Raw genomic sequence first — 16860 nt, 5'->3', positions numbered from 1 at the left:
CTCATTCTTGCGACAAGTGCGCCTTGCTCAACGGCTGGCGCATCACCGGCGCGCTCCACGCCTGGCGCCGGTCCTCGCTCGGCGGGCAGCCGAAACGTGCGCGGTAAGTGCGGGAGAAATGCTCAAGCGAGCCGAACCCCGAACACGCCGCCACCTGGGCCACGCTCATTTGCGTCTGTTGCAGCAGGTTGTGCGCCCGGGCCAGGCGCAGGGTGATGTAGTACTTGAGCGGCGAGAGCCCGGTCTGATGTTTGAACTGGCGCTCCAGTTGCCGCCGCGACAGGCCCACTTCGCTGGCAATCGCCTCGCAGTCCAGCGGTTCTTCCAGAGCCTTTTCCATCAACTGCACGGCGCGGCGGATCTTGTTGCCGTACATCCCGCTGTTGCCCAGACCGCCGTCGAGCTGATTGTCCGCCGGGGCGCGCATCTGGCCCATCAACAGGTGCAGGCCGATTTCCCGGGCCAGATCAGGATCGATGCGCTGGCCGATCCAGCCCAGCAGCATGTCGAGAATGGTGGTCGCGCCGGCGCAGGTCAGGCGCTGGCGTTCGAGGGTGTAGAGCTGCGGTCGGGCGCGGACCTTGGGGTAACTCTCCTGAAAACCCTGCAGGTTGTCCCAATGCACCGCCGCTTCGTAGCCATCGAGCACACCGGCAGCCGCCAGCAATTCAGTTCCGGTTTCCACGCCGATCAACACCGCGCCGAACAACGCCTGCTTGCGCAACCAACTCTTCAGCGCCGGATTGCGACTGTGTTGATGCACCTCGAAACTGGCCAGCACCACGCAGGCGTCGAAAGCCTGCTCAGTGTTCAAACCGTCCTCGGCGATGCTCGCCAGACCGTTGCTGGCCGTCACCGGGCCGGACTGCAACGACAACAGCGTCCACTCGAACAGCGTACGCTGGCTCAGCCAGTTGGCGATGGCCAGCGGTTCCAGCACTGCCGCCAGACCGAAATTGGAAAACGCCGGCAACAACAGCACCGCCACTCGCAGCGGTGCTTCATGGCGCGGTACAGCTTCAGCGGGTCGGGTCATCGCCATCTCTGCTTTATCGTTGTTCGGTCTGCCAGTGCGGATGGGTCCACACCGGTACATCGGCGGCTGGTAGCGGGGCGAGGTTGCGGATCAGGTCACTGGCCTTTTCCGCGATCATCACCGTCGGCGCGTTGGTGTTGCCGCTGACGATCACCGGCATGATCGACGCATCCACCACCCGCAAACCGTCGAGGCCATGCACCCGCAATTGTGGATCGACCACCGCTTCAGGATCGCCCGCCGGCCCCATCTTGCAGGTGCCGCTGGCATGGTAGCCGGTTTCCGTGACCTGCCGCGCCCAGGCGTCGAGCTCGGCGTCGGTCTGCACCGAACGGCCCGGCACCAGTTCTTCGCCCTTGAACGGAGCCATGGCCGGCTGGTCGAGGATCTCGCGCACCAGCCGTGCGCCGGCGCGCATGTCGGCACGGTCCTGCGCAGTCTTCAGGTAGTTGAACAGAATCCTTGGCGGCCGCCGCGGTTCGGCGCTGTGCAACGTCACGCTGCCCAGGCTCGTAGGGCGCATCAGATCGATGTGGATCTGGAACGCGTGGGTCGGCACCAGCTCGACGCTGCCGGGTTGCACCGCCAGCGGCATGAAGGTCAGTTGCAGGTCCGGGTGCTCGACGCCGGCCCGGGAGCGCAGGAACGCGCCGGCCTCGAAATGATTGCTTGCCGCCAGACCATCGTGACGGACGAACCAGCGCGCGCCGATCCACCATTTGCCCGGCGCGGTGGTCCAGCGATACAGCGACACTGGTTGCTTGCAGCGAAATTGCACGACCGCATCCGGGTGATCGTTGAGGCGTTTGCCGACGCCGGGCAGGTCGTGGATAACGCTGATGCCGAGGTCGCGCAATTCTGCCGCCGGTCCCACGCCCGAGAGCAACAGCAACTGCGGCGAGTTGATCGCCCCGGCGGTCAGCAGCACTTCCCGACGGGCGCGGACGGTGTTGGTTTCGCCGTTCTGTTCATAGTCAATCCCGACCGCTCGCCGCCCCTCGAACAAAATGCGCAGCACCAATGCATCGGTGACCACCCGCACATTGCCCCGAGCCAACGCTTCGCTCAGATAACCGCGCGAAGTGCTCCAGCGTCGACCGTTGCGCGTGGTGCGATCCACCGGACCGAAAGCCTCCTGCCGATAGCCGTTCAAGTCCTCGCTGACGCCATAACCGGCCTCAACCCCGGCCGCGATGAACGCCGCGCACAACGGTGTTTCGACATCGCCGGGAGTGACGTGCAAATGGCCGCTGGCGCCGCGATAGTCATCTCCACCGTCGGCGTGAGTCTGCGCACGCTTGAAGTACGGCAGCACCTCGCGATAGCTCCAGCCGGTGCAGCCCTGTTCGACCCAGCCGTCGTAATCCCGGGCATGGCCACGGATGTAGACCATGCCGTTGATCGATGATGAACCGCCCAAGGTGCGTCCTCTTGGCGTACCGATCCGCCGCCCGTCGAGGTACGGCTCCGGCTCCGACTGATAGCGCCAGTTGTAGCGCGACCCGCCCACCACAAGGCCCACGGCGGACGGCATGTCGATCGACCAGCTCTTGTCCTCGGGGCCGGCCTCCAGCAGCAGGATGCGCACGCTCGGATCTTCGCTCAGGCGATTGGCCAACACGCAACCGGCCGAGCCGGCGCCCACGATCAGGTAATCAAACCCGGTTTCGTCCATGGTTTGCTCCGTTCTGACAAATGACGAGGGAAGGGCGGATCAGTCCACGGATTGGCCGTGAATGCCGTTGAACACCAAGCGATGAAAGTGATGCACCAGATGCTCGCTTTCGTTGCTGCGCTGGGCGTCGATCATGTAGCGGCCCTGGTCGTAGCCGAGCGAGCGCAGGCCCTTTTGCACCGAGATGTTCAGGGCGATGTCTTCGGGGCCGAGGTCTTCGTTCATCCACTTCATGCACGCCATGCTGACGGCGGCGGTCTCGGGGTTGCTGGAGTAGTAGCCGAAGCGCAGCAGCGAGCGCTCGGCATCCAGCGGAATCATGATGAACGAGCCGAGAAACTCGGAGAACGGGAAGGTGTAGAAGGTGTTGTTCGGCCACATGCCGATGTTGAAGAAGCATTCCTGCGGATTCAGCTCGCTTTTCAGCGGCACGCCATAGGCCTCGGTCGCCGACAGATTGGCTGGTGCGGCGTAGGTCCACCAGTTGTCGCGTTTGATCAACTGATAACCCTTGAAGTCGATCAACCGGGCGAGGTCGATGTGGCACGGGCCGGACAGTTTGAAGTGATAGCCCTCGATGGAATTGTCCATGATCACCTTCCAGTTGGCCGGCACGATGACGTCCTGTTCCTCGATCAGGTGCATGTCGGCCAGATCCGGGAACACCCGACGCATTTCCTCATCGGCACCGGGGAACAGATCCCGCAGCGACGGCGCATTCGGGTCGAGGTTGAAGTAGACGAAGCCGCCGAGTTCTTCGGTGCGCACCTGGGGAATGTTGAACTGCGCCAGTTCGAAATTCTTCATCCGCTCGCAACGCGGCGCACCGCGCAGGCTGCCGTCCATCTCGTAGCACCACGAGTGATAGGCGCAGCGCACCACGCCGCCGGTGGTGCCACGGCGTTCTTCGAGCAAGCGATTGCCGCGATGCTGGCAGACGTTGTGAAAACCATGGATCTGCCCCTGCCGGTTCTTCGCCACCACCACGCTCTGATCGAACAGATCGGTGACCACGAACTGCCCTGGCTCGGCGAACTCACTGACATGCCCGGCGACATGCCAGGCCTTCATGAAAATGTTGTCGCGCTCGGCACGGAACAGACTGTCATCGTAGAAATAGCGCGAGGGCAGGGTGAAAGCCTGCTCCGGATCCTGCTGATCCCAGGCGTCGACCGGGCTGTGCTGCTTGCGGGTCTGGAAACTGTGCATGAGGCGATCTCCACGGCTTGTTGTTGTGGGATCTAATCTAGGGTGCGGGGCGGTGTGGGGGTTGATGGATTGCGACCAGTTGCTGGACGGAATGATCAATCGCAGGCTGGACCGGGGAGGCCTTGACAGCCCTGCGATAATGAAACTTCAACGCGATCATGATGCAGAGGAAATTTCTCCATGGACAATCAAGCACTCAAGGCTTTGTTCGACCAGCAGTCCGCTGTCTATGACAAGCAGTGGAGCGGCATGGCGCCCATTCGTGATGCTCTTTATTTGCTGCTGGATTCGGTGTTCGCGGGCCTGCCGGAAAATGCCCGGATTCTCTGTGTCGGCGTGGGCACCGGTGTGGAAATGGCGCACCTGGCGCAGCGGTTTCCCGGTTGGCAATTCACCGGGGTCGATCCTTCGGGCGCGATGCTCGAGGTGTGCCGTCAAAGAGCGACCGAAGGCGGCTTCCTGGCCCGTTGCCGTTTTCACGAAGGCTATCTCGATACGCTGACGGATGAATCCGCTTACGACGGGGCGACCTGTTTTCTGGTGTCGCAGTTTTTGCTCGACCCGCAGGCCCGTATCGGCTTTTTCCACGAGATTGCCCGTCGTCTGGTGCCGGGCGGGATTCTGGCGAACGCTGATCTCGCTTCTGACACTGCGTCGCCAGCCTACGAAGCATTGCTGCGTCACTGGATGACGCTGATGGCTTCGGCCCAGGTGCCGGCGCAAATGCTCGAACGAGCGCGAGCGGCGTATGCCAGCGATGTGGCGATCCTGCCGGCGCCACAGGTCGCCGGACTGATCGAGTCGGCGGGGTTCGAGGCGCCGGTGCAGTTCTTTCAGGCGGGGTTGATGCACGGGTGGTTCTGCTCGCGCAAGGCAGAGATTGCCGCGAGTTAGAGCGACGGAGGAGTCTACGAAACCCGGGGCGATTCAGGACGCACGCTGAGACCTATTGTTAAAGAAAGCCCGTCATGAACATTTTATGAAGTCGCTGACCGCCATTTCGGCCCAACACGGCGCCTCATCGCAGCCAACCAATATCAATCCGCCCAAAATTTCAGCCATCCCCCAAACCCAATTTTTTGCCGCAGAAACAGCGCTCGGGTCTTTCCAGGAGCCCCGGGTGTCGTGGGCTGCTGGAAAAATCCCGGATGACGGCTAGCGTCATGAAACGGATGCTCACTGCAAGGGACTGACGGAGTGCAATTTCATGGGCAAGAAGTTCGGCAGCAGTTGGTGGATCGATGAAGGGGTGTTGATGTCGGATGAGCGGGCGGAGGATCTTGCAGCGGCCGCCAAACATTTTCCGGATGAGTACGACCCGATGATCTTTCTCACCGGCGATGCCCACCGGGAACCGCCGTTTCAGTGGGCGGCTCAGGGTGTATGGGCAGACTTCTTCGGTCCGCTGATCGAAGACAACAAGATCGTCTGCCATGTCGAGCAGTATCCAAGGGACGTCACGCGTCAGTCAGTGCCGCCGTTGTTCGCGCCGGTTTTCGACCGGGGCAAGGTTTTCGGCTGGGAGCACTCGGTTTTCCCGATCCTTGAAAACCTGATGAAGAATTACTACAACAAAGCGCAAGACTTTCCCGCCAATGTCATGGTTGCATTCGTCCAAGGCATGCTGGACGACTGCAAAAAAGTCGCGGACATGGGATTTCTAAAGGCCGAGTACAAGGCCCTCACAGATTTTGCCAGGCCCTACGTGGGAGAGAGGACGGGGTTCGAGAAGTTTCAGGATCTGTTCAGTGCTCCCCCATCGCCAACTACGCGGCTGTCAGCCAAGGACGGTGGCAAGTTCAAAGAACTCTATTCGAACTACGTGAAGGCCGGCATGGGATTGCGCACTGGCATTCATCCCTACATCGCGCCTTCGATCCAGCACCTCATCGACACTTACCGTGACCACATGCATTTGATTACTTGCGGTGATGCGCACCTGCTGGTCAATCCCCTGTATCAGTACCTGCACCCACCGGTGGGCTGCTTCGGGATTGTCGACCCGGATCAGGGAAAAGGTATCGGCAAGGTCAAAGTCAAATAGGGTGTTTGCATCCTCTTGTCGAGGGGCCGAGGAATGATTTGCCGGGCTTAATAGGAAGTATTACCATTCCCGCCCCTTTCCTCAGCACGCCGCAATGATCCCCATGCTGCCCCGCAGACCCGGCTTTCTCGAGCATTACGAAGAGTTGATCGGCACCTGGACCCGTCGCCTGCGCAATCGCTCGCAGGCCGAGGATCTGGCGCACGACACCTTTGTGCGGGTGCTCGAATCCGATTCATCGGCGGTGCAGCAACCCCGGGCGTATCTGCATCAGACGGCGCGCAACATCGCGGTGGACAGCTATCGGCGTGAGGACCGGCGGGGTGCCATGGAGTCGGAGGCGATCGATCACAGTGAGTCGCCGACCGGTGACCCGGAGCATTATATGCATGCGATCCAGCTGGCCGATTCCATCGAACGCGCGCTCACCGAGTTGCCGGTCAACTGCCGGCGGATTTTCGTCTGGCAGAAGATCGAGGGCCTGACCCAGGCGGAAATCGCCGAGCGCCTGGGCCTGTCCAAGAACATGGTGGAAAAGTATATGATCCGCACCCTGCGGCATCTGCGTGATCGCCTGGACGGGGCGCAATCATGAGACGCAGGGTCTTTTCATCCCCAGCCAAACAGGACATTCCATGATGGATACTCGTGATTGCGCGTGCGGGCAAACAACGGTGCGCGATGAGGCGGCACGCTGGTTTGTGCGTTTGCAGGAGCCTGCTGTCGACGCCGAACAATATCGGAACTTCGAAGCCTGGCTGATCGAACATCCGCAGCACCGTGACGAATTCCAGTTGCTGCAAGGCCTGTGGACGGCGGCGGATCTGCTGCCGGCGCCACGGCTCAAGGCCCTGTGTGAGACTCCGCCAGCGCGTCGCGAACGTCGTCCGCTGCTGCGTTATGCCGTGGCAGCGAGTGTGGTCGCGGTGGCCCTCGGGCTCGGTCTGTTCAGTGGCTTGAATCACCCGGCGGGTTACAGCGCCGAATTCGTCACGGCGCTGGGCGAGCGCAGGCATGTGGCATTGCCGGACGGCTCGGTGATTGATCTCAACAGCCGCAGCCGCCTGCAGGTGCGATTCGAGAAGGATCGGCGACTGATCGAATTGACCGAAGGCGAGGCGATGTTCAGCGTCGAGCACGACACGTCCCGCCCTTTCGTGGTCGAGGCCGGCAGTGGCAAAGTCACGGTCACCGGCACGCGCTTCGATGTGCGTCGCGACGTGACGCAAACCCGGGTCGCGGTGGAGCAGGGCACCGTCAAGGTGCAGGGGCGGCATGCGCCGGACAACCAATTCATCAATCTGACGGCTGGTCTCGGCACCCATGTCGACACCCATGGCGTTGTGGCTCAGGCCTACGCGGTCAACCCGGCGGAGCTGACGGCGTGGCGCAGCGGCAAACTGGTATTCAACAACGCCAGTCTCAGCGAAGTGGTCGAAGAAGTGTCCCGTTACCGTGACAAGCCGTTGACCGTCGCCAACCCGGCCGTGGCCAGTCTGCGCCTGACCAGCGTGTTCAAATCCGACAACACCGACGCCTTGCTCAAGGCCTTGCCGAGCATCCTTCCGGTGGCCGTGCGGACCCACGCCGACGGCAGTCAGGAAATAATTTCAAAATAAAATTCAGGTTTTTTTCGAGTTCGTCGTCTTCCTGTTCAACTGCAACTGGTTTGCATTAACAGCCGCACACTCTTGCGATCCACAGGACTCCGTACGACGTGAAAAACACCACTGCCAACAACAAAAAATCCCCTTGGTTGCCGCTGGCGCTTGCGCTGGCGGTCAACGCTGCGATGCCACTGGCATTTGCCGCCGACGCCATTCATATCCGCGCGCAGCCCCTGGGCCAGGCGCTGAGCGAACTGGGTCAGCAAACCTCGCTGCAGGTGTTTTTCAGCCCGGACCTGGTCGCCGGCAAACAGGCGCCGGCCGTCGATGGCGATCTTTCGCCGGAAGACGCGCTGCGTCAGTTGCTGCAAGGCAGCGGCCTGAACTATCAGATCAATGAAGGCTCGGTGACCCTGTCGCCAGCGCCGACCGCAGCCGCCAACGGCCCGCTGGAACTGGGCGTGACCGACATCAAAGTGGTCGGTGACTGGCTCGGCGACGCCGATGCCGCCGTGGTGCAGAACCATCCGGGCGCGCGCACGGTGATCCGCCGCGAGGCCATGGTCGAGCAGGGCGCGATGAACGTCAGCGACGTCCTCAAGCGTGTGCCGGGCGTGCAGGTGCAGGACTCCAACGGCACCGGCGGCAGCGACATCTCGCTGAACGTCGGCGTTCGTGGCCTGACTTCGCGTCTGTCGCCGCGCTCCACCGTACTGATCGACGGCGTGCCGGCCGCGTTCGCGCCGTATGGTCAGCCACAATTGTCGATGGCTCCGATTTCTTCCGGCAACCTCGACAGCATCGACGTTGTGCGCGGCGCTGGTTCCGTGCGTTACGGGCCACAGAACGTCGGCGGCGTGATCAACTTCGTGACCCGTGCCATCCCGGAAAAAGCCACCGGTGAAATCGGCACCACCCTGGAAACCACTCGCTACGGCGGCTGGAAACACATCGACACCGCTTTCCTCGGCGGCACGGCCGACAACGGCATGGGGGTGGCGCTGTTGTACTCCGGCGTCAACGGCAACGGTTACCGCGAGCGCAACAACGGCAACGACATCGACGACGTGCTGCTCAAGACCCACTGGGCGCCGACCGATCAGGACGATTTCAGTCTCAATTTCCACTACTACGATGCCAGCGCCGACATGCCCGGCGGCCTGACGCAGAAGCAGTACGACGACAAGCCGTATGACTCGGTGCGCGACTACGACAACTTCAGCGGCCGTCGCAAGGACGTGTCGTTCAAGTGGATCCGCCAGATCGACGAGCGCACCCAGGCCGAAGTGCTGACCTATTACACCGACAGTTTCCGTGGCAGCACCATCGCTGCCCGCGACCTGAAAACCCTGAGCTCGTACCCGCGTTCCTACTACACGCTGGGCATCGAGCCACGTGTCTCGCGGGTATTCGACGTCGGCCCGACCACTCAGGAAGTCAGCGTCGGTTATCGCTACCTGAAAGAAGCGATGCACGAGCAATCGAGCCGTCTGGCGCTGGTCAACAATGAGCCGGTGGTCACCAAGACGTCCGACGGCCACGTGTTCCAGGACCGTACCGGCGGCACCGAGGCCAACGCGGTCTACGTCGACAACAAGATCGACGTCGGCAAATGGACCATCACCCCGGGCATCCGCTTCGAGCACATCAATACCGACTGGCACGACCGCGCCGTGCTCGACACCGCCGGCAAACGCGTGCCGGAGAAAAACCGCAGCATCGAGAGCAACGAACCGCTGCCGGCGCTGAGCGTGATGTATCACCTGTCGGATGCGTGGAAGCTGTTCGCCAACTACGAAACCTCGTTCGGCAGTCTGCAGTATTTCCAGCTGGGGCAGGGCGGCTCGGGTGACCAGACCGCCAACGGCCTGGAGCCGGAAAAGGCCAAGACCTACGAAATCGGCACCCGCTACAACGATGACGTGTGGGGCGGAGAAGTGACGCTGTTCTACATCGACTTCGACGACGAACTGCAATACATCAGCAACGACGTGGGCTGGACCAACCTCGGCGCCACCAAGCACCAGGGCATCGAGGCTTCTGTGCATTACGACATGGCGGCGCTCGATCCGCGCCTCGATGGCCTGACCGCCAACGCCGGTTTCACCTACACCCGCGCCACGTATGAAGGCGAGATTCCAGGCTTCAAGGGCCGCGACCTGCCGTTCTACTCGCGTCAGGTGGCGACCGTCGGCCTGCGTTACGACATCAATCGCTGGACCTACAACATCGACGGTTTCGCCCAGTCCAAACAGCGTTCACCGGGCACCGGCGTGAATGCCGATGGCAGCTTCAGCAACAACTACATCACCGAAGGCACGGCGGACGGGCAGTACGGCGACATCCCGGGTTATGTGACCTGGAACGTGCGCGGCGGCTATGACTTCGGTGCGCAGCTGTCGAACCTGAAGCTCGGCGCCGGGGTGAAAAACATCTTTGACAAGCAGTACTTCACCCGCTCCAGCGACAACAACTCGGGGATGTATGTCGGCGCGCCGCGTACGTTCTTCGTGCAGGCCAGCGTCGGTTTCTGACCGTGCGCGGCTCGTTCCCGCACGGCGTGGGAACGAGCCGGTTCAGACCTTGAGGGCTTTGCCGCCTATCGCTACCGCCACCAGCAGCGTCGCCATCAACCCGAAGGCGAAACTCAGGCTGCTGGCATGGGCGACAAACCCGATCACCGCCGGCCCCGCCAGAATCCCCGCGTAACCCAGCGTGGTGATTGCCGGCACGGCGATGCTTTCCGGCATCACCGTCTGCTTGCCCACCGCCGTGTACAGCACCGGCACGATGTTCGAGCAGCCAGCACCGACCAGTGCATAGCCGACCAGCGCGGCTTCCCAGCTTGGGGCGAACGTCGCCAGAAACAATCCCGCCGCCGCCAGCAGACCGCCGAACAGAATGATCCGCGTCGCACCCAGTGCGCGAACGATCCGGTCACCGGTCAAACGGCCCGCAGTCATCGTCAGCGCGAACGCGGCATAACCCAGCCCTGCATACGCCGTATCGATCCCGCGTTCCTGCGCCAGAAACACCGCGCTCCAGTCCAGCGCCGCGCCTTCGGTGAGGAACACGATGAAGCACATGCCGCCGATGAACAGCACGATTCCGTGAGGGATCGCGAACGCCGGCCCCGAGCTTTCACTGCCGTAAGGCAACATGTGCGGCACAGCCTTGAACAGCGCCGCGATCAGCACCACGACCACCACCAGCATCGCCGCCAATGGCGACAACCCAAGGCCAAGCAGGGCGCTGACGCCTGCCGCGCCGACGATCCCGCCGAGGCTGAACAGGCCGTGAAACCCCGACATCATGTTCTTGCCGCTGGCCCGCTCGACGATCACCGCTTGCAGGTTCACCGTCGAATCCACCGTGCCGAGCCCGGCGCCGAACATGAACAACGTAGCGATCAACGCAGGTATCGACGACACCGTCGCCAGCAACGGCAACGCTGCACAGATCAGCAACGTGCCTCCGGTGGCCACGCGCCGACAGCCGAACCGCGTGGCCAGAATCCCCGCCAGCGGCATTGCCAGAATCGACCCGACGCCAAGACACAAAAGCAACAGACCCAACGTCCCTTCATCGAGCCCGGCCCGCGCCTTGGCGTACGGCACCAGCGGCGCCCATGCGGCGATGCCGAGCCCGGCGATGAAGAAGGCGATGCGCGTGGACATCTGTTGCAGGCGTCCGGGGACGAAGGTGTCGTTGGGCGTGAGACTGGTCATGGGAATCCTTGGCAAAAAACGTTTCAGCAGTGGGCATCCTTGCACAGCTCGCCCTTGCGGTGAATTGCGTTTTAAAGTGGCGTTTCAGAAAACAGGAAAACAAGGGCCGGTTGATGACGCAGTTCTACGATGCACGGGGCAATATCTACGGGGTGATCTCACCGCGGGCGCTGCGGGAGTCGGGCATCGACCTGCCCATTGATGCCGCGCAATGTGCCTTGTCTCGAAAGGCGTGGAGCCGCGCCGCGATTGCCCTGTGTTGCGACTGGCCCGACGGTCAGCGACCTGCCGGCAGCAAGTCCCACCGCAGCGATGGCTTGTTGATCGGCCCGTTCCAGTCCTCGCCACCCTTTGATCTGCTGATCGTCAACACCGACGGCACGCTGGCCGAGCGCAGTGGCAACGGCTTGACCATTTTCTCTCAGGCGCTGCTTGAGCAAGGGCTGATGCCGGAAGAGGGCGCATCGTTGCAGGTGCATCACGACAAGCAGGATGCGTCATCGCCAGTGCCCGTTGCCGTCAAGCCGGCTGAGGTGGCGGGCGTGCAAGGCTTCTGGCTGGATCTCGGGCAACCCGGTTTCGGTCCGGCGGCCGTCGGTGCAGTCGGCGTTGAACCCGTGCAGTTCAACAACGTGGAAGTCAGCCGCGTCTGGCCATTGGCGCAACTCGATCCTGCCTGGGAACACAGCCAGTTCGTGCGCATCGGCAATCCCCATTGCGTGACGCTGGTGCAGGATGAAGCGGCACTGCCGAGCAATGCACAGATGCTTGAATCGCCGCTGGCTGACAGCCTGACCGCCATCGCGTACGCCATGCCCGTCGGCGCCGGCCAGCCGTGCCCGGCCGGGATCAATCTGCAGTGGGCGATGCACGCAGGCGATCAACGCATCGCCGCACGAGTATTCGAACGGGGCGAGGGGCCGACGGCGTCTTCCGGCACCAGCGCCAGTGCGGTGGCGTGTGCGGCATGGCGGGCGGGCTGGGTGTCGGCGGGAGAAGTACAGGTGGTCATGCCGGGCGGGACGGCACCGGTATTACTGGAAGAAGAGGGCGGTGAACTGACTGGCGTGCGTCTGTTCGGCACCGCGCATCAGACAAAAAGATGAAGTCCCTTTCATGATCGTCCCCCCGGGAACGATGGATCCCTTGGACTTCACTGTGAGCCGGTTCGCTGTGGTTGTCGCCTGTCAGATCTGACAGGGCGGCTCTATCGTTTTGCGATAAGGCCGCCGCGAACCATAACCTTCTAATTCCTCGATTCAGTGAGCCTTGAACAGTTTCACTGCAACCACGGCAGTGGTGTCCACCGTCAAATGCAGCAGTGCCTGCGGAGTGGTTTGAGCATCCTTGAAACATTCGACGATGACCGCTTGCGCCGCGCAGGCCTGTATCGCCAGCCGGTCAGCGTCGCGCAGCTGCCGTTTCACCGCCGCACTGACCGGGATCGGTGGGTGGCCCTCGCGAACCGCTGTGCAGAATTTCAGGGAGATTTCTCTTGGTGTGGGCGGTGACGGTGAAGCCAGGCCTGCTTCTGCAAATAAATGATTGAGCTGCTCCGCCGCACTGACGGCTCGCGGAAAACCGGCAAAGGCTGAGGCTTGCAGCAGCACCTCTGTCATTTCGCCGGGCGCCAGGCCAGATGCGAGCCCGGTCTTGAGGTGCACGCTCAGAGGTGGCCCCACCATGCCCGATGCCACAACGGAGGCAAATGACACGGCCTCGCGCAATCGCGGGTCGAGACCGGGGCGCGCGTGCAAATACCCGTACACCACGCCAACGGCCAGTTCGCCCAACGCGGGAGCGGTATGAAACAAGGCATCGAGCCGGGCGCCGCCATCGGGCACCAGATCGATGAACGTATGACGGCCTTCGCGATACAGCGTGGCCATGGGATCGGAAGCAGTTTTGGGGTTCATGTCGCGTCCTCATGCAGCAATGAGGATGGCAGCGGAGCAACTACGCGCGAACTACGGCATGACAGGGCGTCCATCGGGAAAGGTCGGCGCCGTTGCGACGCCGACCTCTACACCTTAGACGAACTCCACCACCGGCATCTGCCGCTTCACCAACACCTTTCCGTCACGGATCGAATACAGCGGCAGACCCTGGCTGCGGATGACTTCGTAATCGCTGTCCGCCGACAGGATCAGCAGATTGGCCGGGCGACCCTGTTCCAGGCCATAACGCTCGCCGAGGTGCATGGCTTTGGCGCTGTTGTCGGTGACCAGATCCAGTGCGCTTTGCAGGTTGCGGTAACCGAGCATGTGGCAGATGTGCAGCCCGGCTTCGAGCACGCGCAGGATGTTGCCATTGCCCAGCGGATACCAAGGGTCGACGATCGAATCCTGGCCGAAGCAGACGTTCATCCCGGCCTCAAGCAATTCATTCACGCGGGTCACGCCACGGCGTTTCGGGAAGTTGTCGAAGCGGCCCTGCAGGTGAATGCTTTCGGTCGGGCAGGAGACAAAACTGATGCCCGAATGCCCGAGCAGGCGGAACAGTTTGGCGCAGTAGGCGTTGTCGTAGGAGCCCATCGCGGTGGTGTGGCTGGCCGTCACGAGGGCACCCATGTCGCGGCTGCGGGCCTCTTCGGCCAGCACTTCGAGGAAGCGTGAGTGCGGGTCGTCGGTTTCGTCGCAGTGCACGTCCACCAGGCAACCGGTGCGCTCGGCCAGGTCCATCAGAAACTTCACCGAGCTGACGCCCTGATCGCGGGTGTATTCGAAATGCGGAATTCCGCCGACCACATCCGCACCCATACGGATCGCTTCTTCCATCAGCTCGCGACCGTTGCGGAACGACTCGATGCCTTCCTGGGGGAACGCGACGATTTGCAGATCGATCAGGTGACGGCTTTCTTCGCGCACTTCGAGCATCGCCTTGAGCGCGGTGAGTTGCGGGTCGGTGACGTCGACGTGGGTGCGCACGTGCTGGATGCCATGGGCGGCCAACGTCTGAATGGTCTTTTTCGCCCGGGTTTTGGTGTCTTCCTGGGTGATGGTGACCTTGCGCTCGCCCCAGCATTCGATGCCTTCGAACAACGTGCCACTCATGTTCCAGCGCGGCTCGCCGGCGGTCAGGGTGGCGTCGAGGTGAATGTGCGGCTCGACGAAGGGCGGCACCACCAGATTGCCGCCGGCGTCGAGGTCGTCGGGGCCCAGGGTCGGCGCTTCGGTCTGGCGCGCGATGCTGCGGATCAGGCCGTCTTCCAGGTGCAATTCGTGCAGACCTTCCTGGTTGCGCAGGCGGGCGTTGATGATGTGCATCAGGCAAATCCTTCTTATAGGTCTTGTAGTGGCGCGCTGGCGCGGCGGGCGCCCAGCAGGCCGGTGACGATGACATACGTTAGCGCGGCAGCGGCGATCCCCACCAGCGGCGCGATCCACGGCGAGTGAAACGCCGCGAGGGTGCCAACCGCGTAGGCCCCGAGCCCCGGCCAGTTGAAGGCCGGCAGCCGTGCGTCGGCCAGACGCGGATAGTGACCGCGCCAGCGGAAGAAAAAGTCGGCCATGATCACGCCGCCAATCGGCGGAATCACGGTGCCGAGCAGGATCAGATAAGGCACCAGCATGTCATACATGCCCAACAGCGCGAGCAGCGTGCCGATCACCGCACCGGCCAGGGTCACGGTCTTGCGGCGCCCGGTGCGCAGCAGGTTGCAGCCGGCGACGGCGAAGTTGTAGATGGTGTTGTCCTGGGTGCTCCAGATGTTCAGCAACAGCATGGCCATCGCGGCCATGGCGAAACCTTGCAGCAGCAACACTTCAACCACGTCGGGCTGCTGATAGACGATCGCGCCATAGGCACCGATCAGCACCATCAGACCGTTGCCGATGAAAAAGCCGATCAGGCTGGCCAGCACCGCTACCCGCGCCGAACGGGAGAAACGCGTCCAGTTGGTGGCCTGGGTCGCGCCGCTGACGAAGGTGCCGAACACCAGCGTGATGGCGGTCGACCAGTCCAGCGAACCGGTCGGCACCACGGCCAGCAAACCATCAAGGCCGCCGACCTTCACCGTGGCCACCCACATTGACAGCATCAGCAGCAACATCATGGCTGGCACCGCGATGTACGACAGAATCTCCAGCCCGCGATACCCGACATAAGCCGTGGCGCAGAACACCAGGCCGAACAGCACCATGAGCCCGAGCACCGTGCCGTCGTCCAGGGCGAAATATTTGCCGAGCACCACCGCTGCCGTCGCCGTACCCCAGGCGTACCAGCCGATCTGGGTGAAACCCAGGATCAGGTCGCTGAGCTTGCTGCCGACTTCGCCGAAGCAGAAGCGCCCCATCAGCACCGAGTTCAGGCCGCTCTTGAAGGCGATGTAACCCAGCGCTGCGGCGTACAGGCCCAGCAGCAGATTGCCGATGATGATCACGGCCATCATCTCGCCAAAGTCGAACGCCACGCCGAGCTTGCCGCCGGCAAACATGGTCGCGGTGAAGAAGGTGAAACCCAGCAGCACCATGGCCGTCGAGGCCAGGCCCTTGCGGGCGTGCATGGGGACTTCGCTGAGGGGGTAGTCGTTGCCGGGATCGTTCTGCGTCATGGCGGGCGTTCCTTGCTGGAAAGGGGAGGACGCGAGGAGGTTGCAGCGGTCGTGCCAGTTACCGATTGGCGAGGTTATGTATAGACGAGGGAGCGGATTTGGCGCGAAAGCGGTGCGCCTGCCTCCGCTGAAGCACAATGAGGGAGCCATCAGGCCGGTTGTTTTTCGGCTCAGAGAAAACGCAGCAGCGCGGCGACAATGGCTTCCGGCGCATCTTCCTGCACCAGATGCCCGGCATTCGGAATCGGATGAAACTGCGATCCGGGGACCATCTGGTGCAAGGCCCGGCCGCGTTCAATGGGAATCCACTGATCTTCCTCGCCCCAGAGAATCTGCACCGGGCAGCGGATCGTCGGGTACAGCGGCTGTACTTCCTGCGTGTAGCGCTGATCCATCTGCGCGATCTGCCGGTAGAACGCCGCTTGCCCCGGATCACCCAGCCACGGCTGCACGTAGGGCGCCAGTTCATCATCGGGAATATCCCGGTGAACGGCCCCGCGAATGTAGGTCGGGACGATGGCGCGCTGGATGTAATCGGGCAGGCCGCTGAACGCTGCTTCATGCTGGCGCACGTGCTGCACGAACGGCGAACCCCAGGGCGTCAGCGCCACCGGGTCGATCAGCGTCAGGGTGCGGTAATCCTTGCCGTTGAGCAGGTGCGCGCGCAGGGCGGTGGCGCCACCGAAGTCGTGGGCAACCACGTCCGGGCGTTGCAGGCCCCAGTGATCCAGCAGTTGTGCGAGCAATTCGTTCTGCACGCCGAGGGAGACGTCGGCGTCCGGTTGCTCGGAGCGCCCGTAGCCCAGCAGGTCGAAGTAATGCACCCGATGGCTGGCGAAAAAATGCGGCGCGATGCGGTGCCACACACAGGAAGAGAAGGGCGTGCCATGCACGAACACCAGCGGCGGGCCGTCGCCGCGCACTCCGTGGCGAATCTGTCGCCCGTTGAAATCAAAGACCTGATCCAGCAGCCAGTCCGTCATGGGCCTGTCCTCTTGGCGGGTTCGAG

At 62.6% G+C, this 16860-nt stretch carries 15 protein-coding genes; 7 read left to right on the top strand and 8 right to left on the bottom strand.

The window, feature by feature from the left end; genetic code table 11:
- Window position 1 precedes the first annotated feature (1 nt).
- From IF189_RS18770 to IF189_RS18760, 3 genes are read right to left on the bottom strand one after another with little or no spacing between them, the layout of a single operon-like run.
- Window positions 2-1036, bottom strand: coding sequence for a GlxA family transcriptional regulator (locus IF189_RS18770; RefSeq protein ID WP_192552058.1), 1035 nt, complete (start codon window positions 1034-1036; stop codon window positions 2-4).
- 13 nt (window positions 1037-1049) lie between these two features.
- Window positions 1050-2711: a choline dehydrogenase gene (locus IF189_RS18765; protein WP_192552057.1), complete on the bottom strand. Its 1662-nt coding sequence runs from the start codon at window positions 2709-2711 to the stop codon at window positions 1050-1052.
- Window positions 2712-2750: 39 nt separating this feature from the next.
- Window positions 2751-3920, bottom strand: coding sequence for an aromatic ring-hydroxylating oxygenase subunit alpha (locus IF189_RS18760; protein WP_134827490.1), 1170 nt, complete (start codon window positions 3918-3920; stop codon window positions 2751-2753).
- Window positions 3921-4100: 180 nt separating this feature from the next.
- Here IF189_RS18760 and IF189_RS18755 point away from each other — a divergent pair, with 180 nt between their 5' ends.
- From IF189_RS18755 to IF189_RS18730, 6 genes are all read left to right on the top strand, one after another.
- Entirely contained in the window at window positions 4101-4814 is a 714-nt protein-coding gene (locus tag IF189_RS18755; protein WP_134827489.1) for a class I SAM-dependent methyltransferase, read from the top strand.
- An 85-nt stretch (window positions 4815-4899) separates the two neighbouring features.
- Window positions 4900-5079, top strand: coding sequence for a hypothetical protein (locus tag IF189_RS18750; RefSeq protein ID WP_134827488.1), 180 nt, complete (start codon window positions 4900-4902; stop codon window positions 5077-5079).
- Between the two features lie 48 nt (window positions 5080-5127).
- A complete protein-coding gene (locus IF189_RS18745) occupies window positions 5128-5964 on the top strand; it encodes a hypothetical protein (protein WP_134827487.1) in 837 nt (278 codons plus the stop codon).
- Window positions 5965-6058: 94 nt separating this feature from the next.
- Window positions 6059-6559: a sigma-70 family RNA polymerase sigma factor gene (locus IF189_RS18740; protein WP_134827486.1), complete on the top strand. Its 501-nt coding sequence runs from the start codon at window positions 6059-6061 to the stop codon at window positions 6557-6559.
- Window positions 6560-6599: 40 nt separating this feature from the next.
- Window positions 6600-7583, top strand: a complete 984-nt coding sequence (locus IF189_RS18735) for a FecR family protein (RefSeq protein ID WP_134827485.1) — start codon at window positions 6600-6602, stop codon at window positions 7581-7583.
- 98 nt (window positions 7584-7681) lie between these two features.
- Window positions 7682-10105 (top strand): TonB-dependent siderophore receptor, encoded by a 2424-nt coding sequence (locus tag IF189_RS18730; protein WP_134827484.1) that lies wholly within the window; start codon window positions 7682-7684, stop codon window positions 10103-10105.
- Window positions 10106-10147: 42 nt separating this feature from the next.
- On the opposite strand, the gene IF189_RS18725 is transcribed toward IF189_RS18730, so the two are convergent.
- On the bottom strand, window positions 10148-11299 hold the full coding sequence (locus IF189_RS18725) for an MFS transporter (protein ID WP_134827483.1): 1152 nt from the start codon (window positions 11297-11299) through the stop codon (window positions 10148-10150).
- A gap of 113 nt (window positions 11300-11412) precedes the next feature.
- Between IF189_RS18725 and IF189_RS18720 the strand changes: the two genes are divergently transcribed.
- Window positions 11413-12405: a diaminopimelate epimerase gene (locus tag IF189_RS18720; RefSeq protein WP_192552056.1), complete on the top strand. Its 993-nt coding sequence runs from the start codon at window positions 11413-11415 to the stop codon at window positions 12403-12405.
- A gap of 153 nt (window positions 12406-12558) precedes the next feature.
- Here IF189_RS18720 and IF189_RS18715 read toward each other — a convergent pair whose 3' ends face one another.
- The 4 genes from IF189_RS18715 to IF189_RS18700 form a co-directional block, all read right to left on the bottom strand.
- Window positions 12559-13215: a carboxymuconolactone decarboxylase family protein gene (locus tag IF189_RS18715; RefSeq protein ID WP_134827481.1), complete on the bottom strand. Its 657-nt coding sequence runs from the start codon at window positions 13213-13215 to the stop codon at window positions 12559-12561.
- A 114-nt stretch (window positions 13216-13329) separates the two neighbouring features.
- On the bottom strand, window positions 13330-14565 hold the full coding sequence (gene codA / locus IF189_RS18710) for a cytosine deaminase (RefSeq protein ID WP_192552055.1): 1236 nt from the start codon (window positions 14563-14565) through the stop codon (window positions 13330-13332).
- A 14-nt stretch (window positions 14566-14579) separates the two neighbouring features.
- Window positions 14580-15851: a cytosine permease gene (gene codB / locus IF189_RS18705; protein ID WP_119428495.1), complete on the bottom strand. Its 1272-nt coding sequence runs from the start codon at window positions 15849-15851 to the stop codon at window positions 14580-14582.
- Window positions 15852-16021: 170 nt separating this feature from the next.
- Window positions 16022-16834, bottom strand: a complete 813-nt coding sequence (locus IF189_RS18700) for an alpha/beta fold hydrolase (RefSeq protein WP_192552054.1) — start codon at window positions 16832-16834, stop codon at window positions 16022-16024.
- Window positions 16835-16860 lie beyond the last annotated feature (26 nt).

It is taken from the genome of Pseudomonas sp. IzPS59 (genome assembly GCF_014863505.1).
Taxonomy (GTDB): Bacteria; Pseudomonadota; Gammaproteobacteria; order Pseudomonadales; family Pseudomonadaceae; genus Aquipseudomonas; species Aquipseudomonas kribbensis.
Note: the sequence above shows the minus strand (reverse complement) of the source record. Positions and strands in the feature narration are given on the sequence as shown.

What these genes read in the sequence shown, in the direction of transcription:
- codA (WP_192552055.1), bottom strand. Translation starts at nt 14,565, where the DNA reads ATGCACATCATCAACGCCCGCCTGCGCAACCAGGAAGGTCTGCACGAA.
- IF189_RS18750 (WP_134827488.1), top strand. Translation starts at nt 4,900, where the DNA reads ATGAAGTCGCTGACCGCCATTTCGGCCCAACACGGCGCCTCATCGCAG.
- IF189_RS18755 (WP_134827489.1), top strand. Translation starts at nt 4,101, where the DNA reads ATGGACAATCAAGCACTCAAGGCTTTGTTCGACCAGCAGTCCGCTGTC.
- IF189_RS18720 (WP_192552056.1), top strand. Translation starts at nt 11,413, where the DNA reads ATGACGCAGTTCTACGATGCACGGGGCAATATCTACGGGGTGATCTCA.
- IF189_RS18770 (WP_192552058.1), bottom strand. Translation starts at nt 1,036, where the DNA reads ATGACCCGACCCGCTGAAGCTGTACCGCGCCATGAAGCACCGCTGCGA.
- IF189_RS18715 (WP_134827481.1), bottom strand. Translation starts at nt 13,215, where the DNA reads ATGAACCCCAAAACTGCTTCCGATCCCATGGCCACGCTGTATCGCGAA.
- IF189_RS18745 (WP_134827487.1), top strand. Translation starts at nt 5,128, where the DNA reads ATGGGCAAGAAGTTCGGCAGCAGTTGGTGGATCGATGAAGGGGTGTTG.
- IF189_RS18740 (WP_134827486.1), top strand. Translation starts at nt 6,059, where the DNA reads ATGATCCCCATGCTGCCCCGCAGACCCGGCTTTCTCGAGCATTACGAA.
- IF189_RS18765 (WP_192552057.1), bottom strand. Translation starts at nt 2,711, where the DNA reads ATGGACGAAACCGGGTTTGATTACCTGATCGTGGGCGCCGGCTCGGCC.
- IF189_RS18760 (WP_134827490.1), bottom strand. Translation starts at nt 3,920, where the DNA reads ATGCACAGTTTCCAGACCCGCAAGCAGCACAGCCCGGTCGACGCCTGG.
- IF189_RS18700 (WP_192552054.1), bottom strand. Translation starts at nt 16,834, where the DNA reads ATGACGGACTGGCTGCTGGATCAGGTCTTTGATTTCAACGGGCGACAG.
- IF189_RS18725 (WP_134827483.1), bottom strand. Translation starts at nt 11,299, where the DNA reads ATGACCAGTCTCACGCCCAACGACACCTTCGTCCCCGGACGCCTGCAA.
- codB (WP_119428495.1), bottom strand. Translation starts at nt 15,851, where the DNA reads ATGACGCAGAACGATCCCGGCAACGACTACCCCCTCAGCGAAGTCCCC.
- IF189_RS18735 (WP_134827485.1), top strand. Translation starts at nt 6,600, where the DNA reads ATGATGGATACTCGTGATTGCGCGTGCGGGCAAACAACGGTGCGCGAT.